Genomic DNA, 19709 nt, shown 5'->3' with positions numbered 1-19709 from the left:
TCCGTGTCAGTGTTCGAGGAACGTCGTGAGGTTGTCGACGGTGGCGGCGGCTTCCCGTTTGTTGTATGCTTTTGCGATCGGGGCCAGCACCGATTCGATGACCGTGTCCGGCAGGTCGTACTCGGCCTCGTAGGTCAGCGACGTGGTGTCGTCGCCGGAGAGCCGGTACGTGATGGTGCCGTCGATGGCGCCCGTCAGCTCCTGGACGAGCCGGCGCTCGGGCACGCGTTCGATGTCTTCGACAGTGCCGACGAGTTCGACGCCGGCGAGTTTGTATCGGTATTTGGCTCGTTTGCCGCCACTGGCAAGCGCTTCGACGTCCGTGACGGTGATGAGTCCGGGCGTGATCTTGACGTGGTTCCGAGGGTCATCGAGGAAGGAAAAGACGTCGCCGGGCGGCGCGTCGATTGTGGCCTGTTGTTCGACCGTGAACATGGATGAGTGGTGTGGAGTTGGCGTCGTCCGACGTGTGGATGATGGTGGCGTGGGTGGGTAACTACAGCCCCCAATCAATTTGGTAGAAACTCCCACATGTCGCGGCACGCTCGAACACCCAAACACATGGGGGATGGGGCTTTAGCATTGAGCGGCAACCTGTAGGTGTGCTACCGGAGGCAGGAGGCGGATGACGCGGGTGCGTGTCACCCTCAGGGACGCCGCCGACAGGACAGCCGACGCGCCGGCCGTCGGTCCGGGCCGGCTCAGTTTCACCGCCGAAACCCGCCAGCAGATCGGGGTGGCGGAGGGCGACGCCGTCACCGTCACCGGCAGCGAGGAAACCGTTGCGACTGTCGGCCCCGACACCACAGCCATCGCGGCCAGCAGCGGGCTCGCGGGCGCGGATGTGCTGCGGAACGTCGGCCCGACGGACACGGTCACGGTTGCGCCCGCCGATCCCAGTCCGGCAGCCGGGCTCACTGTGGCACCGGCCACGTCGTCGACCCTGGAGGGCGACGCCGACGCGCTTGCACGCGCGCTCGCCGGGCGTCACCTGGTCGCGGACGACCGCATCGCCGTGCCGCTGTTCAGCGGCACCGTTGTGGTGACGCTCGACGTCGAGGACACGACGCCGGGCGGTCCCGTCACCGTCACCGCCGACACGGCGATCACGCTCACGGGCCACGCCGCCGACAGCGGGCACGCGGACGCGGAGCACGCGACGCCGGCGGCCACCAGGGTCGGCGGGCTCGACGACGAACGCGGTGCGCTCCGGCGGCTCGTCGTCGCGCCGCTGGTCGCCGATTCGTACGCCGCCGTCGGCGTGCGGCCGCCGGCCGGCGTGCTCGTCCACGGGCCGGCAGGCACCGGGAAGACGACGCTCGTGCGTGCGGTGGCGGCGGCCGCCGACCTGGCGGTCGAGTCGGTGGCCCCCGAGGACGCCGGCGACCGGGACGCGCTGGCGGCGGTGTTGGACGCCGCCCGGGACGCCGAGCCGGGCTGTGTGGTGTTCGTGGAGTCGCTGGCCGCGGCCGCCCCCGACCCGACGGCGGACGGCGCCAGCGGTCGTGGGTCGCCGTCGGCGCTCGGGTGGCTGCTCGACCGCGTCCGGGGCCACGACACAGTCGTGGTGGTCGGGGAGACCACCGATCCCGACGCCGTTGATCCGGCGCTCCGGCGGGGCGGGCGTTTCGACGCGGAGGTGCGCGTCGGCGTGCCTGATCCGGCCGCTCGGCGCGCCATCCTCGACGTACACACGGACGGCGTTCGGCTCGCCGACGCGGTGTCGCTGGACGCGGTGGCCGATCGAACCCACGGGTACACCGGCGCGGACCTGACCGCCGTACTCGTCGACGCCGCGACCAGGGCTGCCGGCAGCGCGGCCGGCCCGCCGGTGATCCGCCAGCGCGACCTCGAAGCCGCCCTGGACGCCGTGGGTCCGTCCACGCTCCGCGACGTGTCGGTGCAGACGCCGACGACCACCTACCAGGACATCGGCGGGCTCGACCGCGCGAAACGCGAGGTGGTGCGGACCGTCGAGTGGCCCCAGCGGTATCCGGCGTTGTTCGAGCGCTTGGACGCGGCCGCGCCGACCGGCGTGTTGTTACACGGGCCGCCGGGAACCGGGAAAACGATGCTCGCGAAGGCCGTGGCGGCGTCCACGGACGCGAACTTCCTGTCCGTCGACGGCCCGGAGTTGATGAACCGCTACGTGGGCGAGAGCGAGCGCGGCGTTCGGGACCTGTTCGAGCGCGCGCGGCGGCTCGCGCCCGCCGTGGTGTTCCTCGACGAGGTTGATTCGCTCGCGCCGGCCCGCCACGACACCGACACGGGGGCGTCCGAGCGCGTCGTCTCCCAGCTGCTGACCGAGCTAGACGGGCTGTCGCCCCGCGGTTCGGTTGCGGTGTTGGCGGCGACGAACCGTCGGGAGTCGGTGGACCCTGCGTTGCTTCGCCCGGGGCGGATCGAAACCCAGGTCGCGGTTCCGATCCCGGACCAGGACGCCCGGGCCGCGATCTTCGAGGTGCAACTCGACGGCGTGGCGACCGGACGCATCGACACCACCGCGCTGGCCGCCGCCACGACCGGCTACACGGGCAGCGACATCGCGGGTGTCGTCCGCGAGGGTGCGCTGTTGGCGATGGAGGACCACCTCCGCGAGACGGAGTTCGACGCCACCGACGCCAGCGGGCTGGTCGTCACCCAGCGCCATCTGCGCCGCGCCATCGAGACGACGGCCCCGTCGGTCGACGGCGCGGGGTGATGGTTTGGCACATCGTTGAAGACGCCGCCGGTCGAAGCGGCGGTATGGAGAAGCAGGATCTCGTCGTCGCGGTGCATGTGATGGTTGCCGTCGCCATCGCGGCGTTCGGACTCGTCCGGATCTCGCGGGGCCAGCGGGTGCCGGGCGCGCTGAACGTCGGGTTCGCGATCGTCGTGGTTGGCGTTGGGGTGTACATGCGCCAGTTGGTGTGAGCGACGCCACGCCGAGGGGCCACCAGTTTGGTCCGTGTTTGAAACGGGCGAGCGCCTACCACTAGCTGTGAGCGAAGACGCCGACAACTCGGGAGAGCAGGCGGCGGAGGCGACCGACACCCAAGACCACACGGAGACGGACGCCGAATCGGAAGCCAGCGAGGCCACGGAGCGCAGTGAGGACGTCGTCGTCGATCTCGATTCGGCGGCGGCCTACGAGCAACGCGTCGACGAGCTGGAGGCGGTCGTCGAGGAGCAACGCGAGCAGATCGAGGAGTTAGAGGACCTGATGCTCGATCTGTCGGTGCGCGCGGCCGACGACAAGGGGATGGGGGTGTGTCCGGAGTGTCACGGTCCGGTTGAGAAGATCGATCCGTGGTTCGGCGCGACCCGCATCGAATGTCGGCGCTGCGGGGAAGTGTACCACGAGTACTAGCGCACCTAAAGCACCCAAACTAGTGGGGTGTCGGTTTGAGGCGCGAAACGAGTGTAGGTCCACACAGGTCGTATTGCGCGTCAGGCAACGCCGCACACGCACTGTCATCCATGGTCTCACCGGAACACCTACGACGGAGCAAGGCAGTCCAGCGCCGCACCGGTCGGACGTTCCACATCGCCACCCGGTTCCTCCCCGAGCGCGTCCGCTACCCCACCTACGTCCTGTACGCGTTCTTCCGGCTCACCGACGAGATCGTCGACGACGAGGCACCCGGGCCGCCCGACGAACAGCGCCGCCGCCTGGCACACGTGCGGGCGGCCGCTCTCGGTGATCGCGACCCCGACGACCCCGTGCTTGCGGCGTTCGCCGCGCTCCGCGAGGACCACGACATCCCCCGCGAGGAGGTCACCACGTTCATCGACGCCATGCAACAGGACGTCGACACCGCGCGCTACCGGAGCCACGACGACCTGGCGGAGTACCTCCGTGGGTCGTCGGTCGCGGTCGGATACATGATGCTGTCCATCATGGACGCCCCGGAGCCGGAGCGCGCGCGTCCACACGCGGCGTCGCTGGGGGAGGCGTTCCAGCTCACGAACTTCCTGCGGGACGTCCGGGAGGACGTACTCGACTACGACCGCATCTACCTGCCCAGTCAGACCCTGGCCGCCCACGGCGCGAGCCACGACGACATCGCCGCCCTATCGGCCACCCCGCAGGTCCGGGACGCGATCCGTGCCGAACTCGACCGCACCGAGCGCCTCTACCGCCACGGCGTCGCGGGCATCGAGCACCTGCCCGCCGACTGCCAGTTCCCGGTGCTCGCGGCGGCCGTGATGTACGCCGACCAGCACCGCCTGATCCGCGCCCGGGACTGTGACGTGCTCTCACAGCGGCCCACACTGACGCTGCGGCGGCGGCTCAGCGTCGTTGCGCGCACGTGGCTGCGCTGGCGGGTCAGCGACGACCCGACTGCGGTGTTCCACGCAGTCACCGGGATCGGGGAGCCCGACGCCGGTGGCGTGCCCGAGCAGTCGTTTGCGGTGCGGGAGTCCCAGCCCACGCGGGCGGACTGAGCTACCGGCCGCCGCGCAGCAGCTCCGAGATGCGATCCCGGATGCGGTCGTGGTCGCCCAGCCGGAGGTAGTACGCGCCGGTGCCGTCCTCGTAGTAGTCCTCGATCTCGCGCTCGACGGTGAACCCGAGGTTTCGGTAGAACCCGATGGCGTTCTCGTTGGTCATGCGGGCGTGACAGGAGGCCTTGCCGGCGTCGGCGGCGACGGACGCGACGAGTTGCTCGCCGAAGTTCTCGCCGCGATAGTCCGGCGCCACCGCGAGAAACAGGATGTAGCCGTCGGATCGCGCCGCCGCGAACCCGACCAGCTCGTCGTCACCACCGCCGAGAAAACAGTGCACTACGGCCCGTCGATAGGCGTTCGCGAAGAACCCACGGCGTTGTTTCAGGAGCCCCTCGTGCTCCCGGATGTGTTCTTTCAGCGCCCACGCCGCCTCAAGGTAGTCACCGCTTCCCGGGGGCACTACCTGTTTGTCCACCGTGACGCTCACCCCAGAGTGTTGCGTCGCGACGACTATAATTCCACCGTCCCGCACGGGGAACCGGGGCGTCGAAATCCTTTCGGGCGTCCTGGCCGTTCGCAGACCCAATGCACACCATCGAACCGGACGGGGGCGGCGCGTGACGTTCGCGCTACGCGAGCACACCGCCGACATCGCCGTGGCGGCGGCCGCCGACAGTCTCGGCGGCGTGTTCGGCGCGGTCGCGGACGGCATGGCGGCGGCGATGATCGACGACGACGTGCCGGCCACCGGCGCACAACTCACGGTGTCCGAGCGCGCGGAATCACGGGAGGCGGCGCTGTACGATTATCTCACCCGGCTGCTCTACGAGCGCGACGTGCAAGGCGTGTTGCCCGTGGACAACGCCGCAACCGTCGATGAACCCACCGGCGGCGGTGACTGGCGCGTCACAGCGTCAGCCCGAGGGGTGCCACTGGACGCGGTCCACGCCCGCGACCTCAAGGCGGTGACGTACTCGGAGATGCAGCTCACGCCGCCCGGCGACCCCACCCGCGCCGAGGCGGGGACGCCACCCGAAGCCGTTCGCGAGCACCCCGACGACTGGGCCGCATACGTCGTTTTCGACGTGTGAGAGGCTTTTGCGTGTCCAGCGCCTACGACCACACAGCATGCCCCCAGTCGCACCCGCGTCCCCGGGTCACGTTAGGTACGTCTCCGACGGCGCGCCCACGGACCGCGCCATCGCGTTCCTCGTGGACGTGCTGTCGACGCCGCTGAACGCCGCCATCGTCGCGGCCGGCGCGGCCGCGGTCGTGACGATCCTGGTCGTCGCAGTCCGCTACCAGCCGGCCGCCACGGACGTCCACGCGCTCCGGGACGCCCTCGCGGGCTACCACACGTTCATGCCGTGGATGCTCCGGCTGGCGGTCGGGCTGCCACTGATCGGGGCGGGGTTCACCGGCTATTTCATCTCGCCGGCGGTCCAATCGCCGACCCGCGTCTTCCAGGTCACCATCGGGTTCCTGCTGTTGTTCGGGCTGGCCACCCGCGCCGTCGCCCTCGTCGGGCTGACTGCCTACCTCGCGGAGCTCGTCGTCCACCCCGAGCTCGTGCTCGCAAGCGAGTACGTCGGCGGGTTCCTGGGGATCGCGCTGCTGGGCAGCGGCCGCCCGAGCGCCGACCACCTGCTCCAGCGGGTCGCGGCCGCCGACGGATCGCTGTACGGGCGACTCGACCCGCTGCATCCGGTCGTCGACCGGTTCAACGACCTCATTCGGCCCTTCGAACGCTACGCACCCACCGTGATCCGCGCCGGCCTCGGGTTCAACTTCGCGCTGCTCGGGTTCTGGGAGAAACTCGCACACCCCGGGCGGGCGCTCGCGGTGGTCGAGAAATACGAGCTGACGACGGTCGTCCCCGTTGATCCCGGCCTCTGGGTGCTCGGCGCCGGTGCCACGGAGCTTGCGGTCGGCGTGTTGTTCGTGCTCGGGCTGTTCACGCGGGCCACCGCGGCCACCGCGTTCCTCGTGTTGACGACGACCCTGTTCGGCCTGCCGGACGACCCGGTGTTGGCCCACGTCACGCTGTTCGGCATGGTGTCGGCGCTGTTCGTCACCGGTGGCGGCCCGCTGTCCCTCGATCGCGTGCTCGACGCCTGGGACGACCGGACAGCCACCCCGCAGCCGGCAGCCCGCGGCGACGACGCCGGGTCGTAGCCGAAACGTATTCCAGCGCGGGCGGCCGACGAACAGCCATGTCCACCTTCGACGCCGACGGCCACCGGCTCACCGAAGTCGAGCCGGACGTCTGGGCGCTCGCGGACACCGGCGACGAGTCGGTGCCGGCGCGCGTGCTCGCCAACCGCAGCCTCTTGGCGCAGATCAGCACCGACAACACGCTCACCCAGCTCCGCAACGTCGCCGGCATGCCCGGTGCCGTCGCCCCCGCGCTCTGCATGCCCGACGGCCACCAGGGCTACGGGTTCCCCGTCGGCGGCGTCGCCGCCTTCGACGCCGAGGACGGCTGCATCTCGCCGGGCGGCGTCGGCTTCGACATCAACTGCGGCGTCCGCATGCTGACCACGACGCTCACCTACGACGACGTCAAGGGCCGCGAAGCGGCGCTCGTGGACGCGCTGTACGACGCCGTCCCCTGCGGGCTGGGCGGCGGCGGCGTCCACGACGGCACGCACGCCGACCTGGACGCCGCCCTCGAACGCGGCATCGACTGGTGTGTCGAAGAAGGGTACGCCGTTCCCGCGGACCGCCGCCACTGCGAGGACGAGGGGCGGCGACCCGACGCCGATCTGGACGCCGTCTCGAAGAAGGCCCGCGACCGCGGCGCGAGCCAGATGGGGTCACTCGGGTCGGGCAACCACTTCCTGGAAGTCCAGCGCGTCACCGACGTCTACGACGACGACACCGCCGCGGCGTTCGGGCTCGCCGAGGACCAGGTCGTCGTGTTGATCCACTGTGGCTCCCGCGGCCTGGGCCACCAGATCTGCTCGGACTACCTGCGCCGCATCGAACAGGAGCACCCCGACTTCCTGGCGTCGCTGCCGAACAAGGACCTCGCAGCCGCGCCCGCGGGCTCCGAGCTCGCCGCGTCGTACTACGGCGCGATGTGCGCGGCCATCAACTTCGCGTGGGTGAACCGCCAGCTCATCACCCACGCCGTCCGGGAGACGTTCGCCGATGTCTTCGACGCGCCCGACTGGGAGGCCCTCGGGATGGACCTGCTGTACGACGTGTCCCACAACATCGCGAAGCGCGAAACCCACGCGGTCGTCGAGACCGAGGACGGCTACAGCCTCGCCGGGGACGGCGAGCGCGTCAAGCGCGAGCTGTTCGTCCACCGGAAGGGCGCGACGCGCGCGTTCCCCGCCGGCCACCCGGAGGTGCCGGCGGCCTACCGGGAGGTCGGCCAGCCGGTCATCATTCCGGGGTCGATGGGCGCGGGCAGCTACGTGCTGCGCGGGGGCAGCCAGTCGTTGGGGCGGACGTTCGGTTCGACCGCCCACGGCGCGGGCCGCCTGATGAGCCGCACCCAGGCCAAAGACGAGTACCAGGGCGGCGACGTGCAGGACGCCCTCGAAGCCGACGACGACATCCACGTGAAGGCGGCCTCAGGCGCGACGATCGCGGAGGAAGCGCCCGGCGTCTACAAGGACATCGACGACGTGGTCGATGTGTCAGCCGGCCTGGGCGTGGGCGACCCCGTCGTCCGCACGTATCCGGTCTGCAACGTCAAGGGGTAGCTACCGGGAGAACCCCGGGCCGGTGGGGCCACGTGGCCCCGTCGGCTCCGGCGAATCGGCGAGCGTGACCGGCTGTGACTCCTGTGTTCCGTCGACCTCCTGGCCGTCCTCGAACCGCACGAAGTTCAGGTACACGGCCTCCCCACAGCCCGGCGTGTCGTCGTGGCTGTCGGCCTCGTGTGGGGGGTGAGTCCAGTCCAGGCCGTCGTGGTCGGCGTCGCCACACGACAGCGCCACGCCGTCCCAGTCGTCGGCCTCGTAGTCGTCGCTGGGGGTGGCGTACGTCCAGCCCGCCAGCGGGAACGGCGTGACGGATTTGTCCGCGAGATACGCGTCCCGGTCGAGCTCGGCGACGGCGCCACACCGCGGGCAGTAGTACGAGACGGCAACCATGCCAGTGGGTTGGGGCGCGAGACGGAAAGCCCGTGTGGGAACCGGCAGGGACTCCGGAAAGCATTTGCCGGAACCGACGCGAACCATCGCGTATGATAGACGAGACCGCCGAGGAGATCCGGGAGATGCGCACGCACTCCTCCTCGGTCGTCGCGGTGAAGGCGGCGCGAGCCCTGGAGGCGCTGCTGGACAGCGACTACCCGACGGTCGCGGCGTACGTGCGCGCCCTGGAGCGCAACAGCACGGCGCTGCGGCGCGCGAACCCCTCCCACGCCTCGCTGGTGACGACCCAGCGGGAGGTCGTCTCCCGGGTTCGGGACGCCGACCCGGCGTCGATCCCGGAGGCCCAGGAGGTGACCGCGGCCGCCATCGACGACGTGGTTGCGCGGGTGAACATGGGCAAACACGACGCCGCCGCCGCGACCGCCGAACACATCACCGACGGGCAGACGCTGCTCACGCACGACTACTCGTCGACGGTGCTGGAGGCGATCGAGCTCGCAGCACAGGACGGCGCGCACCTCGACGTGTTCGTGACCGAAGCCCGGCCCCGACACCTCGGCCGGAAGACCGTGCGCGCGCTCGCACAACTGGACCGCGTCGACCCCACGCTCATCGTGGACGGGGCCGCAGGCCACGTCCTCGACGACTGTGACCGCGTGCTGTTGGGGATGGACTGCATCGTGGCAGACACCTACTACAACCGCGTGGGGACGTACCCGATCGTGGCGGCGGCCGCGGACGCCGGCACCCCGGTCACGGTGGCGGGGTCGGCGGCCAAACTCGTCGCGGACGGCTTCCAGTTCACGAACGACTTCCGGGACACAAGCGAGGTGATCCGGGAGCCGCCGGCGGGGTTCACCGTCGAAAACCCGGCCTACGACGCGACGCCAACCCGGCTGCTGGACGCCGTGGTAACCGAGGACGGCCGCCGCACTGCGTTCCCCCTGGAGTCGTAACCGCCCGCTCAGAGCGCCGGCGGGGCGTCCCGGGCGACCGCGATCTCGTGGGCTTCGACGTCTTCGAGGGCGGCCACCCGGCCGCCGACCTCGACGCGGTCGCCGTTCTCGGTGTAGACGATGATGGTCGCGACCTCCCCGGATTCCTCGAACCTGGTTTCGACGATCCGCCCCTGGATCCTGCGGTCGGCCCCCGTGAGCACGTCCCGGCCGGTGACGGTGGCGTAGACGGATTCGTCGACGGACTGGAGGTCCCGGACGCAGCGCCGGATCGCGGCGTACGTCCGGGGCAACGACAGCTCCGTGGCGGGGTCGTACAGCGACTCGGTGGCCGTCGACCACAACACCGTGTCGAAGAAGCCCGACACCAGGAACCCCAGCGCGGACTGATCGAAGATCACGCCGTAGCGGTCGGAGTCGTCGCGGACGGCGTCCTGGGTGGCGTACACCGAATACCGGCCGTCGGCGACCGCGATGACGGGCGTGGTGATGCCGCGGCGGCCGCGGGCGGCGGTGGTGGCGGCGGCGTAGTCGAAGGCGTCGGGGTCCGGAGCGTTCCGTGCCGGGCTGACCACCACGTCGACGCTGACGCCGCGGTCGACGGCGGCCGCGAGGTCGTCGGCGAACCGCTCCAGCAGGCTCGGCGTGAGCGAGCACACCAACTCGAAGTCGGCCTCCGCGATCACGTCGCCGAAGTACCGCACGATCGTCGAGCGGGATTTCACCAGCGAGACGGCTTCGGTGTTGCGCGCGGGCTGGGTGTACTCGGCTTCGAGCGCGCCGACCATCTCCTGGAAGTCCTCCTGGAGCCCGGCGAACGCGTCCTCGGGGCTGAGCGCGACGATCTTCATGGGGCGTGACTCGCGCAACTCGACGAGCCCGCGGTCGCCGAGGCTCCGAACGGTGTCGTAGACGCGTGGCTGGGGGATGTCCGTGCGGTCGGCGATGTCGCTGGCGGTGAGTTCGCCGTGGCGCAACACCGTGAGGTAGGCTTCGACCTCGTATTCGCCGAGGTTGAAGCCTCTGCCGACCTGTTCGACGGTGCCGCGGAGGTCCTCGTCGCTCATGCGCGTACGGATGTCCACCCGCATCTTTTAGGTGGCGGTCGGCGCGCGGGAGGCGGGGCGTGGGGGCGTCAGTCGTCGGCGTGGAACCGGATGCGCCCCTCGGTCTCCGGGTTGATGCCCTCCTGGCGGGCGTACGACGCCAACACCTCGTGTTGGGTGTCCAGCTGGTCGATCCGGTGGCCGGCGTCGAGCGCGGGAAACTCGTCGTCGGAGTAAAACAGGTAGTCGGTGGTCGCGAGCGTGTACGTGGCGTCCGGGTCGACCGGGTCGCCGCCGACGGACGCACTCACGAGGCCGTCCCCGTCGCGCCATTCGAGCGTCGCACCCGAGACGTGGGCGTGCCACCAGTCCGGCTCGGCGAACCCGAGACCGCCGCTACCGTTGCCCGCCCGGAACACGTCCAGGAGCTCCCTGCCGGTGAGCTCGGCGACGCCGACGGGCTCCGCGAACGGCACGACGCTGACGAGGTCCGCGACGGTCACATCACCCGCGAGGGCGGGCCCGTCACGGACGCCGCCGGCGTTCTGGAGGCCGACGTCGGCGTCGGCGGCCCACCGGTAGGCGTCGGCCACGAAGTTCCCGATGCGGGACTCCCCCTCGAAGAGCGTGCGCTCGGTCCGCTCCATGGGGGGTGTGACGTGTCCCACGACGGCGTCGAGGCCGGCGTCCGCTAGTCGGTCGCGGAGCGCGGCCGTGACGCCGTCGTGGCGGGGCGCGTTGTCGACCTGATGGCGGGTCACGGTGTCGGCCGCGATGTCGATCTCGAAGACCACGTCACCGCCGGCGCCGGGGCGCGTGAGCAGCGTGCCGTCGAGGCGTTCGACGCGCTCGCTGGCGATGTGGCCGCCGAGCACGGCGTCAACAGTGGTGGCGGCCGCGAGTTCGTCGTCGCCGCGCCCGAGATGCGAGAGCGCGACCACGTACTCCGCGCCGGCGTCCCGGAGCGCCGCCTCGGCGTCGGTGGCCGCTTGGATCGGGTCGGTCACGGTGAGGTCGCTCGCCATCGGGTTGAGCGCGGGCGTGTCCGCATCGAGCACGCCGAAGAACCCGAGGGTGGTACCGTCGCGCTCGACGAGCGTCCAGGGCTCGACGCCGGCAACCCGGTCGCCGTCGTGGTAGACGTTGGCCGACACCCACGTCTGTGGGGAGTCCGCGACCACCGCCGCGGTCCGCGACGGCCCGTAGTCGAAGTCGTGGTTGCCGAACGTGGCAACGTCCGGGTCGACGGCGCTGTAGAGGTCCATGGCCTGCTCGCCGTCGGTGACAAGCGACAGCACCCCGGGCGCGGTGTTGTCACCGGTCCCGGCGGTGATCGCGTCGGGGCCGCGGCCCGCGAGCAGTCCCGCCAGCCGGCCGGCTCGTTCGGGCGTGTCGTAGACGTTCTCTAGGTCCGAGTAGTGATAGATACCGGGCGCCACAGTGGTGAACGGAGGTGGGTGCCGGCAAAGGGGGTTTCGGAACTGACACCCGGTGGAAAGCGATAAATGCGGGACCGCGGTAGGCGGTGGTATGCTGACCGTCGAGGGCGAGGACAGCCAGCCGCTGTACGTCGCCACGGACGAGGGTGAGACCGGCCAGGACGGCCCGTTTTTCGTGGTGTACCGCACGCCGGACCGCGAGCGCCGCTGGGGGTGGTACTGTTCGAACTGCGAGTCCATCGACAACGCGATGGATTCGATGGGCCGCATCGAGTGCAACGGCTGTGGGAACTTCCGCAAGCCCGAGGAGTGGGACGCCGCCCACGAGTGACCGCGGCGCACGCCCGGCCGGCTGGGCGGCTCCGGGGGCACAGCTTATGCGCCGCGGCGGCGTATCGCGGGCATGTTCGTTGGACACGCGACGCTGGCGTTCGGCGTGGTGGCGCTGCTCGTCGGCCGAACGGACGCGCCCCGTCGCCGTGTGCTGGCGTTGGCCGTCGCCGCCGGGCTGTTCGCCGCGCTCCCGGACGTCGACATGGTGGCCGCGCTGGTCGGGGTCGTCGGCGTCGATCCGACCCAGCCCCTCGCCGCGGCCAACTCCTTTTGGGGCGCGTCGACGACCGCCCACCGGGGCGTGACCCACTCGGTTGTCATTGCGCTCCCGGCAGCGGCCGCGTTCGCGCTCGCGCCCACCCACCGGGCGCTCGCCGCGGGCTGCTTGGGCGCGCTGGTCGCCGCCGTGTTCGCCACCAGCGGCCCGGTCGCGGCCGTCGTTGCTGCGGTGTTCGCGGTCACCGGGTGGCTCCTCGCCGCCGTCGCATCGGGGATCGGCGTCCGCGGGCGGCGCCTGTTCGCGGTCGCCGCCGTCGGTCTGGTGAGCCACCCGTTCGGTGATCTGTTCACCGGCGACCCGCCGGCGCTGCTGTCCCCCCTGGACGCCACCGTGTTCGCCGAGCGCGTGACGCTCGCTGCCGACCCCACCCTGCAGGTGGTGGGCGCGTTCGGGGTCGAGCTCGCGGCCATCTGGCTGGGTGTGCTGGGCGCGCTCGCGATCGCCGACCGCAGCCTCCGGGAGTTTGTCACCGCCCGCGCGGTCGCGGGCGCTGGATACGGCCTGGCGGTGCTCGCCGTGCCCGCGCCAACCCTCGACACCTCCTATCAGTTCGTGTTCAGCGTGCTCGCGGTCGGCACCATCGGCGTCGTCCCCATCCCACATCGGCGACGCCCCACGGTGCCCGCCGCCGCGCTCACCGGGCTCGCAGCCGTCACGGTCGCGGTCGCCGCGTACGCGGCGCTGTACCTGGCTGGCGTCGCGTAGCACGCCCGCCGGCGCATAGTTTTATGCCGGCTCCAGCGGAATGCTGTCATATGGTCTTCAAGAAGGTCCTGCTCACCGGCACCAGCGAGGAGAGTTTCACCGCCGCCGCCGACGACGCCATCGACCGCGCGGAGGACACCCTCGACAACGTGGTGTGGGCGGAAGTCGTCGACCAGGGCGTCGAAATCGGCGCCGTCGAGGAGCGCACGTATCAGACGGAAGTGCAGGTGGCGTTCGAACTCGACGGCTCCCAGTAGTCGATCACGCCGCCTTCTCGGGTGGATTCGCACGAAGAAGCCGGCCGTGGAGCCGTCGAGGCGCGCACAGGGAGATCGTCCGCCGCGTCCGTGTCGACGTGCCAGTCCGGACGCGAGCAAGGAGGCGTTCGGTTCGGTTTACTCGTCCTCGAACCGAGCGTCGACGCTGGCCGCGTGCCCCTCAAGTCCCTCGGCGTCGGCCAGCGTGGTCACCGTCTCCCGGAGCGCCGCCAGCCCCTCGCGGTCGAGGCGCTGGACCGTCGTCGAGCGCAGGAACGTGTCGACGCTCAGTCCGCCGGTGACCCGTGCGGTCCCGTTGGTGGGCAACACGTGATTGGTGCCGGCGGCGTAATCGCCGGCGGCGACGGGCGCGTACCCGCCGAGGAACACCGAGCCGGCGCTGTCGATGCGGTCCAGCAGCGCCTCGTCGTCGCTGGCCTGGATCGAGAGGTGTTCGGCGGCGTACTCCTCGGCGAACACCACGGCCTCGCTCATCGACCGCGCGACGAACACGCCGCTGGCCTCGTTGTCGAGGGCGGCCCGAATGGTGTCGGCGCGTTCGCGGTCGTCGAGGCGGGCCGCGACCGCGTCGGTGATCGCGGCGGCGGTCGCCTCGTCGTCGGTGACGGCAACCACGCTCGCGTTCGGATCGTGTTCGGCCTGCGCGAGCAGGTCGGCGGCGACGAACGCCGGCTCCGCGGTTTCGTCCGCGAGCACGAGCAACTCGGAGGGGCCCGCCAGGAAGTCGATCTCCACGTCGCCCCGCACCTCGGCTTTGGCCGCCGTCACCCACTTGTTGCCGGGGCCGACGACCGTCTGGACGGTGTCAACCGTCTCGGTGCCGTACGCGAACGCGCCGATGGCCTGCGCGCCCCCGACCTGGTAGACGCGGTCCGCGCCGGCGGCGTGCGCCGCCGCCAGGGTGACGGGGTTGATCGTCTCGGCGGGCGGCGTCGCCACGGCCACCTGTTCGACGCCCGCCACTACCGCCGGGATCACCCCCATCAACACCGACGACGGGTACGCTGCCGTGCCGCCGGGTGCGTACACGCCCACCCGCCGCACGGGCCGGAAGCGCCGCCCCAGCTCCCGCCCCGCAGCGAACGACTCCCGCCAGTCGTCGGGCAACTGGGCCTCGTGGAACGCCCGGATGTTCGCCGCGGCGTCCTCGATGGCGTCGTACACGTCGTCGGGCACCGCGTCAGCGGCGCGCTCCATCTCGTCGGTGACGTCCAGGTTCCCGACCTCGACGTCGTCGAACTCGCTGGCGAGCGCCCGCAGCGCAACGTCGCCCTCGCTCTCCACGCGGTCGAGGATCTCCGCCACGTCCGAGCGCACGGCGTCGACGCCGGCGTCCCGTTCGAACAACGCCACCCGGCGATCTGGCGAGAGGTCGGCGACGGCTTCGTACTCCATACGCCGGCTTCGATCCCGCACCGTTAGTGCGTTTTCATCGCACACAACCACCGAGACGCTTATTTATGTGTCATTCCTACCCCATCCATGTCGATTGCCGCACTGGACGCCGACGACATGGGGGAGGAGGTGTGGCGCGGCGCACTCAGTCAGTTTTTCACGGCGTTCCCGGAGCCGCTGTTCGTCGTTGACCGCGACGGGACGGTCGTGCTCTGGAACGACGCCATCGTGGAGATGACGGGCGTCGAGGCCGCCGACGCGGTCGGCACCCCCTCGATCGAGCTGTTCGGCACCGAGGGGGAGACCCAGACGCTGGCCGAAGCCGTCCTGGAGCGCGGCGAGGCGATCCGAGAGACGTCGATTCGAACCTCGGAACTGCCTGCAGGCGCCCAGCACGCCAAGGCCTCGGCGACCCCACTGCGCAACGACGGTGCGGTGATCGGGGCCGTGGAAGTCCTCACCATCGTGACCGACGTGGTTGAACAGCGCGAGCGCGTGACACGCGCACAGCGCACGCTCACTGACGACGTGGAGGCGGCCGTGACGGAGCTGCGGGACGCCGGCGAAGGAGTCGCCGACGCCAGCCAGGAGATCAGCGATCTCGCCGCCGAACAGGCAAGCGACGTCAACGACATCGCCGCCGACGTGTCGGATCTGTCGGCCACCATCCAAGAGGTCGCCGCCAGCGCCGACGAAGTGCGCCAGCGGAGCACGGAAGCACGCGAACGGGCCGAGGCATCCCGGGAGGCAGCCGAGCGCGTGCTGGCGGCCGTGGAGGCGTTCGCCGACGCCGGGGACACGGTCAGCGTGAACACCGCGTCGCTGCGCGAGCACCTCGACGAGATCGACCAGCTGGTGGACGTGATCAACGACATCGCCGACCAGACGAACATGCTGGCGTTGAACGCCAACATCGAGGCCGCCCGCGCCGGCGAGGACGGCAGCGGGTTCTCGGTCGTCGCCGAGGAGGTCAAGGACCTCGCCGAGCAGTCCCAACAACAGGTCGGCGACATCGAAGCGCTGGTCGCGGACATCGAAGCCGACAGCGAGGAAACCGCGAAAAGCGTCGCCGCGGCCAACGATCAGGTGTCCTCGGCGCGCACCGCCGCCGAGGAGCTCGTCGAGAACCAGGACGCGATCGCCAGCGCGATCGGGGAGACCGCGGAGGGCATCGCGGAGATCGCGGCCGCCACCGACGAGCAGGCCGAAACCGCCGCGGAGATCTCCGCGGCGATCGACACGGTGGTCGAGCGCGCCGACGCCGTGGCCGACGAAACGGCCGACGTCGCAGCCGCGAACGAACAGCAGACGGACATGCTGTCGGACATCGAGCAGTCGGTGCGTGACGCCGAACGCGTGCTCACGAGCGACGACGAGTGACCGCCTGGTTGGTGGATTTTTTGCGCCGCCCACCGTACCCCCGGCCGTATGTCCGTTCGAAATCGGCTGCACGGCTGGCAGACGATGTTCCACATCGAGTTGCTGTACGGCGTGCTGTTCATCGGTGGGTTCGCGGTACTCGTCTACCGCTTCGACCCGCGGGTTGCGGCGTTCGAAGCCGGCCTGGTGGTCGGGTATATCCTGCGCGTCTGGGAGAAGATGTCGATCTACGAGCGCGCCATCCAGGACGCGGTCTCTGAGGCGGCCGAAGAGCAGGTCCAGGCCGAAGCCGAAGCGCGCGTCGGCGACGAGGTCGAGTCGCGGGTCCCGGACGCGGTCTCCGAACAGGTGGCCGCCGAGCTCTCCGAGGAGTCCACCGGCAGCGACGCTGAGCGCTGACGCCGCGCCTACAGCGCAGGCTGGGCGGTCAAACGGTGTTCGAAGGAACGGTGTCGCCCGCGACACTAACGACCGGCCTCATCCGTGGGCGGCACGCCCTGTCGGCCGGGAAACCCTCGTGGCGGGCGGGCGGGGTCGTCGACCCCGCCAACTGCCGGGGCGGCGCAAGCCACCGCGGCGCGGGACCGGAACACGGCCCCGACGTCGTGTGCCGGCGTCAGCCGGCCGTCGGTGATGTCGCACGCCGGGGTTCTCCGGGCGGTCATCGCGGCCGCATGGCCGTACTCGGCCGGGGACAGCGGCGTGCACGCATGGTATCAGGCCACGAACAATCAGGGTTACGACTCGCCGTGCCCGGAGCCACCCCCGCGGTCGGTGTCGGTGAGCGCGTAAATCTCCTCTCTGGACTCACAGAGGCCGCAAACGCATTCCGCAACGCCCTGGTCGGCGAGCTCCGCGAGGGCGTCACGAGCCTGCGGCTCGCTGAGGCGGCCCTCGTCGGCGACTTCCACGGGGGACAGCGGGCCGCGGTTGTCGAGGACCACGCGTGCGAGCTTGGCGGCACAGGAGAGGCCCTGTGGCTGACTCATCACGTCATGCTATTGGAGGTGAGTGAAAAACCCTTCGCAAAGCGGCGAGGACGGTGGTTGTCGCGGAACGCTTACACCGCGGGGTGCCGATCACTCAGCCATGACCGATGTCGTTGTCCTGCGAACGGGCACGCATGGACTGGCCGTTGATGAGTACGCCGACGCGCTCCGGGACCGCCTGCCCACCCGCGACGTGGCGGTGGCCCGCACGCCCGCCGCGGAGCGCGACCTGGTGGCTGACGCCAGCGTCGTGACCGGTGCGGCGATCGACCGGGACCTCCTCGACGCCGCCCGGAACCTGGACGTGTTCGCGTGTGCGTACGCCGGCTACGACCACCTGCCCATGGACCGGCTGCGCGAGCGCGGCGTGGCGGTGACGAATGCCGCGGGCATCCACGCGCCCAGCATCGCCGAGCAAGTCCTCGGCTCCGTGTTGACGTTCGCGCGGAACCTCCACGAGGGGTGGCGGCGACAGCAGCGCCGCGAGTACCGCCACTACCAGGCCCACGAACTCGGCGGCTCGACGGTCACCATCGTCGGCCTGGGCGCGATCGGACACGCAGTCGTCGACCGCCTCCAGGGCTTCGACGTCGACACCATCGGCGTCCGGTACACCCCATCGAAGGGCGGCCCGACAGACGAGGTCATCGGGTTCGACGACGCGGCGGTCCACGACGCGCTCGCACGCACCGACTACCTCGTGCTCGCCACGCCACTGACCGACACCACGCGCGGGCTCATCGACGCCGCGGCGTTCGACACGCTCCCTCCCGAAAGCGTGCTGGTGAACGTCGCACGCGGTGGCGTCGTCGACACCGACGCGCTGGTTACGGCGATCCGCCGGCAGTCGATCCGCGGCGCCGCTCTCGACGTGACCGACCCCGAGCCGCTGCCCGAAGACCACCCGCTGTGGAACTTCGAGAACGTCCTGTTGACGCCACACAACGCCGGCCACACGCCCGACTACTGGCCGCGACTCGCCGACATCGTCGCCGAGAACCTCTCCCGTCTGGACGCCGGCGACTCGCTCGAAAACCGCGTGGACTAGCCCTCGACGGAGCCGAGCCAGGCGAACAGGCAGCCGAAGAGCGCGACGTACACTCCGATCCCAGCGGCGTGCCCGCGGGAGGTCGCCGCGAGGAAGACGAGCGCGCCGCCGAAGCAGACGAACAGCGACCCGAGAGCGCCCGCGCCGACGAGCGAGAGGACGCGGAGTGCGCGACTGGTCGCAGGGGTGTACGCCCACTCGATGCGAGTCATATCGCAGCGTTCTCGGGCGAACGCAAACGTGTGTGCCCGACGCTCAGACCCAGCCCTCGCGGGCGAGCAGTTCGCCGTTCAGGATGCTCGCGCCGGCCGCGCCCCGGATGGTGTTGTGCGCGAGGCAGTTGTACTGGATGCCGGTGTCGGTGGTCTGGATGCCGCCGGCGGCGATCGCCATGCCGTCGCCGCGCATCCGGTCGAGACGGGGCTGCGGGCGCTCGGGGTCGGTGAAGGTCTCGATGAGCGGGTCGGGCGCGCTCGGGAGGTCGAGTGTCGGCGCGTCCTCGAAGGCGGCCGCCACGTCCGCGGGCGCGGGGTGGTCGCTGGTTTCGACGAAGACGTTCTCCAAGTGCCCGTCCAAGGTGGGGACGCGGTTGCAGGAGGCGGACACGACGGCGTCGTGGTGTTGGACTTCGGCCCCCGTGAACTCCCCGAGGAGCTTCCGGGACTCGGTCTCCATCTTCCGCTCCTCGCCGCCGATGTGGGGCACGACGTTGTCCAGGATCTCCATCGACGTGACCCCCGAGTAGCCCGCCCCGGAGACGGCCTGCAGGGTCGCGACGTGCACGCGATCCAGGCCGAACTCGGTGAGGGCCGCCAGCGTGGGGACCATCGTGATGGTCGAACAGTTCGGGTTCTTCACGAGCGCGCCGTCCCACCCGCGCGCGTCGCGTTGCACGTCGATCAACCCCAGATGGTCGGCGTTCACCTCCGGCACCACGAGGGGCACGTCGGCGGCGCGGCGCTCGTTGCTCGCGTTCGAGGAGACGACGAACCCAGCCTCGCAGAGAGCCGGCTCAACCTCCGCCCCCACGTCGCTGGGCAGCGCCGAGAACAGGAGGGCCGTGTCGTCTGGGATCGCAGCCGGCGTGGTCGGCTGCACGGGCAACTCCGCGATGGACTCCGGAACCGGCGTGTCGAGCCCCCAGTTCGCGGCGTCACGGTACGTTTCACCGGCGCTGTCGGGGCTGGCAGTCACGACGGACAACTCGAAGGTCTCGTGCCCGGCGAGCAACTGTACGAAGCGCTGTCCAACCGCGCCGGTCGCACCGAGTACGCCAACTGTGGTCATACCCCCGTTTCAGTGGGAGTGCGTGATACC

23 protein-coding genes are annotated in these 19709 nt (G+C 70.6%); 14 read left to right on the top strand and 9 right to left on the bottom strand.

Going from position 1 to position 19709, the window contains the following annotated elements:
• Nucleotides 1–6 precede the first annotated feature (6 nt).
• Nucleotides 7–435, bottom strand: coding sequence for an SRPBCC family protein (locus JT689_RS07270; protein WP_010903065.1), 429 nt, complete (start codon nucleotides 433–435; stop codon nucleotides 7–9).
• 190 nt (nucleotides 436–625) lie between these two features.
• Between JT689_RS07270 and JT689_RS07265 the strand changes: the two genes are divergently transcribed.
• The 4 genes from JT689_RS07265 to JT689_RS07250 all read left to right on the top strand — a co-directional run bounded on the left by JT689_RS07265 (nucleotide 626) and on the right by JT689_RS07250 (nucleotide 4428).
• Nucleotides 626–2701: an AAA family ATPase gene (locus JT689_RS07265; RefSeq protein ID WP_205250817.1), complete on the top strand. Its 2076-nt coding sequence runs from the start codon at nucleotides 626–628 to the stop codon at nucleotides 2699–2701.
• Between the two features lie 44 nt (nucleotides 2702–2745).
• A complete protein-coding gene (locus JT689_RS07260; RefSeq protein WP_227970876.1) occupies nucleotides 2746–2913 on the top strand; it encodes a hypothetical protein in 168 nt (55 codons plus the stop codon).
• 67 nt (nucleotides 2914–2980) lie between these two features.
• Complete coding sequence (locus JT689_RS07255; protein ID WP_049892509.1) at nucleotides 2981–3349, top strand: hypothetical protein; 369 nt, start codon at nucleotides 2981–2983, stop codon at nucleotides 3347–3349.
• A 110-nt stretch (nucleotides 3350–3459) separates the two neighbouring features.
• Nucleotides 3460–4428: a phytoene/squalene synthase family protein gene (locus JT689_RS07250; protein ID WP_205250816.1), complete on the top strand. Its 969-nt coding sequence runs from the start codon at nucleotides 3460–3462 to the stop codon at nucleotides 4426–4428.
• Between the two features lies 1 nt (nucleotide 4429).
• Here JT689_RS07250 and JT689_RS07245 read toward each other — a convergent pair whose 3' ends face one another.
• On the bottom strand, nucleotides 4430–4918 hold the full coding sequence (locus tag JT689_RS07245) for an N-acetyltransferase (RefSeq protein WP_205250815.1): 489 nt from the start codon (nucleotides 4916–4918) through the stop codon (nucleotides 4430–4432).
• A gap of 130 nt (nucleotides 4919–5048) precedes the next feature.
• Here JT689_RS07245 and JT689_RS07240 point away from each other — a divergent pair, with 130 nt between their 5' ends.
• From JT689_RS07240 to JT689_RS07230, 3 genes are read left to right on the top strand one after another with little or no spacing between them, the layout of a single operon-like run.
• Entirely contained in the window at nucleotides 5049–5522 is a 474-nt protein-coding gene (locus JT689_RS07240) for an archease (RefSeq protein WP_205250814.1), read from the top strand.
• Nucleotides 5523–5559: 37 nt separating this feature from the next.
• Nucleotides 5560–6606 (top strand): DoxX family protein, encoded by a 1047-nt coding sequence (locus JT689_RS07235; RefSeq protein WP_205250813.1) that lies wholly within the window; start codon nucleotides 5560–5562, stop codon nucleotides 6604–6606.
• Between the two features lie 38 nt (nucleotides 6607–6644).
• Nucleotides 6645–8147: an RtcB family protein gene (locus tag JT689_RS07230; protein ID WP_205250812.1), complete on the top strand. Its 1503-nt coding sequence runs from the start codon at nucleotides 6645–6647 to the stop codon at nucleotides 8145–8147.
• On the opposite strand, the gene JT689_RS07225 is transcribed toward JT689_RS07230, so the two are convergent.
• Nucleotides 8148–8540 (bottom strand): hypothetical protein, encoded by a 393-nt coding sequence (locus tag JT689_RS07225; RefSeq protein WP_205250811.1) that lies wholly within the window; start codon nucleotides 8538–8540, stop codon nucleotides 8148–8150. It abuts the gene before it with no gap.
• Between the two features lie 92 nt (nucleotides 8541–8632).
• Between JT689_RS07225 and JT689_RS07220 the strand changes: the two genes are divergently transcribed.
• Complete coding sequence (locus tag JT689_RS07220; RefSeq protein WP_205250810.1) at nucleotides 8633–9499, top strand: translation initiation factor eIF-2B; 867 nt, start codon at nucleotides 8633–8635, stop codon at nucleotides 9497–9499.
• A gap of 8 nt (nucleotides 9500–9507) precedes the next feature.
• Here the strand turns inward: JT689_RS07220 and trmB are convergent, their stop codons facing one another.
• Together trmB and JT689_RS07210 are read right to left on the bottom strand one after the other, a co-directional pair.
• On the bottom strand, nucleotides 9508–10566 hold the full coding sequence (trmB, locus tag JT689_RS07215; protein ID WP_205250809.1) for a transcriptional regulator TrmB: 1059 nt from the start codon (nucleotides 10564–10566) through the stop codon (nucleotides 9508–9510).
• A 68-nt stretch (nucleotides 10567–10634) separates the two neighbouring features.
• The gene (locus JT689_RS07210; protein ID WP_205250808.1) at nucleotides 10635–11984 is read right to left on the bottom strand and encodes a 5'-nucleotidase C-terminal domain-containing protein; all 1350 of its coding nucleotides are present in this window, start codon (nucleotides 11982–11984) and stop codon (nucleotides 10635–10637) included.
• A gap of 91 nt (nucleotides 11985–12075) precedes the next feature.
• On the opposite strand from JT689_RS07210, the gene JT689_RS07205 reads away from it, so the two are divergent.
• The 3 genes from JT689_RS07205 (at nucleotide 12076) to JT689_RS07195 (ending at nucleotide 13559) form a co-directional block, all read left to right on the top strand.
• Nucleotides 12076–12315: a DUF5816 domain-containing protein gene (locus JT689_RS07205; RefSeq protein ID WP_010903052.1), complete on the top strand. Its 240-nt coding sequence runs from the start codon at nucleotides 12076–12078 to the stop codon at nucleotides 12313–12315.
• Nucleotides 12316–12387: 72 nt separating this feature from the next.
• Entirely contained in the window at nucleotides 12388–13302 is a 915-nt protein-coding gene (locus JT689_RS07200) for a metal-dependent hydrolase (protein WP_205250807.1), read from the top strand.
• Between the two features lie 50 nt (nucleotides 13303–13352).
• Nucleotides 13353–13559 carry a dodecin gene (locus tag JT689_RS07195; protein ID WP_012289329.1) on the top strand — a complete coding sequence of 69 codons (207 nt, stop codon included), beginning with the start codon at nucleotides 13353–13355 and terminating at the stop codon, nucleotides 13557–13559.
• Nucleotides 13560–13697: 138 nt separating this feature from the next.
• On the opposite strand, the gene hisD is transcribed toward JT689_RS07195, so the two are convergent.
• Nucleotides 13698–14975: a histidinol dehydrogenase gene (hisD, locus tag JT689_RS07190; protein ID WP_205250806.1), complete on the bottom strand. Its 1278-nt coding sequence runs from the start codon at nucleotides 14973–14975 to the stop codon at nucleotides 13698–13700.
• Between the two features lie 87 nt (nucleotides 14976–15062).
• Between hisD and JT689_RS07185 the strand changes: the two genes are divergently transcribed.
• Together JT689_RS07185 and JT689_RS07180 are read left to right on the top strand one after the other, a co-directional pair.
• Nucleotides 15063–16355, top strand: coding sequence for a methyl-accepting chemotaxis protein (locus JT689_RS07185; RefSeq protein ID WP_229373347.1), 1293 nt, complete (start codon nucleotides 15063–15065; stop codon nucleotides 16353–16355).
• 48 nt (nucleotides 16356–16403) lie between these two features.
• Nucleotides 16404–16754, top strand: coding sequence for a hypothetical protein (locus tag JT689_RS07180; protein WP_010903047.1), 351 nt, complete (start codon nucleotides 16404–16406; stop codon nucleotides 16752–16754).
• Nucleotides 16755–17092: 338 nt separating this feature from the next.
• Here the strand turns inward: JT689_RS07180 and JT689_RS07175 are convergent, their stop codons facing one another.
• Entirely contained in the window at nucleotides 17093–17344 is a 252-nt protein-coding gene (locus JT689_RS07175; protein ID WP_010903046.1) for a hypothetical protein, read from the bottom strand.
• Between the two features lie 100 nt (nucleotides 17345–17444).
• Here JT689_RS07175 and JT689_RS07170 point away from each other — a divergent pair, with 100 nt between their 5' ends.
• Nucleotides 17445–18392, top strand: coding sequence for a D-2-hydroxyacid dehydrogenase (locus JT689_RS07170; RefSeq protein WP_205250805.1), 948 nt, complete (start codon nucleotides 17445–17447; stop codon nucleotides 18390–18392).
• Here the strand turns inward: JT689_RS07170 and JT689_RS07165 are convergent.
• Both JT689_RS07165 and asd read right to left on the bottom strand, forming a co-directional pair.
• Nucleotides 18389–18604 (bottom strand): hypothetical protein, encoded by a 216-nt coding sequence (locus JT689_RS07165; protein ID WP_205250804.1) that lies wholly within the window; start codon nucleotides 18602–18604, stop codon nucleotides 18389–18391. The genes JT689_RS07170 and JT689_RS07165 overlap by 4 nt on opposite strands.
• A gap of 43 nt (nucleotides 18605–18647) precedes the next feature.
• Nucleotides 18648–19679, bottom strand: coding sequence for an aspartate-semialdehyde dehydrogenase (gene asd / locus JT689_RS07160; protein ID WP_205250803.1), 1032 nt, complete (start codon nucleotides 19677–19679; stop codon nucleotides 18648–18650).
• Nucleotides 19680–19709: the final 30 nt, after the last annotated feature.

The sequence above is a fragment of the Halobacterium sp. GSL-19 genome (genome assembly GCF_016917855.1).
Taxonomy (GTDB): domain Archaea; phylum Halobacteriota; class Halobacteria; order Halobacteriales; family Halobacteriaceae; genus Halobacterium; species Halobacterium salinarum.
This window is presented reverse-complemented; position numbering and strand designations above follow the sequence as displayed.

Bases quoted from the DNA above. Each gene is read 5' to 3' on its own strand.
- JT689_RS07270 (WP_010903065.1), bottom strand. From the start codon at position 435: ATGTTCACGGTCGAACAACAGGCCACAATCGACGCGCCGCCCGGCGAC.
- JT689_RS07265 (WP_205250817.1), top strand. From the start codon at position 626: ATGACGCGGGTGCGTGTCACCCTCAGGGACGCCGCCGACAGGACAGCC.
- JT689_RS07260 (WP_227970876.1), top strand. From the start codon at position 2,746: ATGGAGAAGCAGGATCTCGTCGTCGCGGTGCATGTGATGGTTGCCGTC.
- JT689_RS07250 (WP_205250816.1), top strand. From the start codon at position 3,460: ATGGTCTCACCGGAACACCTACGACGGAGCAAGGCAGTCCAGCGCCGC.
- JT689_RS07235 (WP_205250813.1), top strand. From the start codon at position 5,560: ATGCCCCCAGTCGCACCCGCGTCCCCGGGTCACGTTAGGTACGTCTCC.
- JT689_RS07230 (WP_205250812.1), top strand. From the start codon at position 6,645: ATGTCCACCTTCGACGCCGACGGCCACCGGCTCACCGAAGTCGAGCCG.
- JT689_RS07225 (WP_205250811.1), bottom strand. From the start codon at position 8,540: ATGGTTGCCGTCTCGTACTACTGCCCGCGGTGTGGCGCCGTCGCCGAG.
- JT689_RS07220 (WP_205250810.1), top strand. From the start codon at position 8,633: ATGATAGACGAGACCGCCGAGGAGATCCGGGAGATGCGCACGCACTCC.
- trmB (WP_205250809.1), bottom strand. From the start codon at position 10,566: ATGAGCGACGAGGACCTCCGCGGCACCGTCGAACAGGTCGGCAGAGGC.
- JT689_RS07205 (WP_010903052.1), top strand. From the start codon at position 12,076: ATGCTGACCGTCGAGGGCGAGGACAGCCAGCCGCTGTACGTCGCCACG.
- JT689_RS07200 (WP_205250807.1), top strand. From the start codon at position 12,388: ATGTTCGTTGGACACGCGACGCTGGCGTTCGGCGTGGTGGCGCTGCTC.
- JT689_RS07195 (WP_012289329.1), top strand. From the start codon at position 13,353: ATGGTCTTCAAGAAGGTCCTGCTCACCGGCACCAGCGAGGAGAGTTTC.
- hisD (WP_205250806.1), bottom strand. From the start codon at position 14,975: ATGGAGTACGAAGCCGTCGCCGACCTCTCGCCAGATCGCCGGGTGGCG.
- JT689_RS07185 (WP_229373347.1), top strand. From the start codon at position 15,063: ATGTCGATTGCCGCACTGGACGCCGACGACATGGGGGAGGAGGTGTGG.
- JT689_RS07180 (WP_010903047.1), top strand. From the start codon at position 16,404: ATGTCCGTTCGAAATCGGCTGCACGGCTGGCAGACGATGTTCCACATC.
- JT689_RS07175 (WP_010903046.1), bottom strand. From the start codon at position 17,344: ATGAGTCAGCCACAGGGCCTCTCCTGTGCCGCCAAGCTCGCACGCGTG.
- JT689_RS07170 (WP_205250805.1), top strand. From the start codon at position 17,445: ATGACCGATGTCGTTGTCCTGCGAACGGGCACGCATGGACTGGCCGTT.
- JT689_RS07165 (WP_205250804.1), bottom strand. From the start codon at position 18,604: ATGACTCGCATCGAGTGGGCGTACACCCCTGCGACCAGTCGCGCACTC.
- asd (WP_205250803.1), bottom strand. From the start codon at position 19,679: ATGACCACAGTTGGCGTACTCGGTGCGACCGGCGCGGTTGGACAGCGC.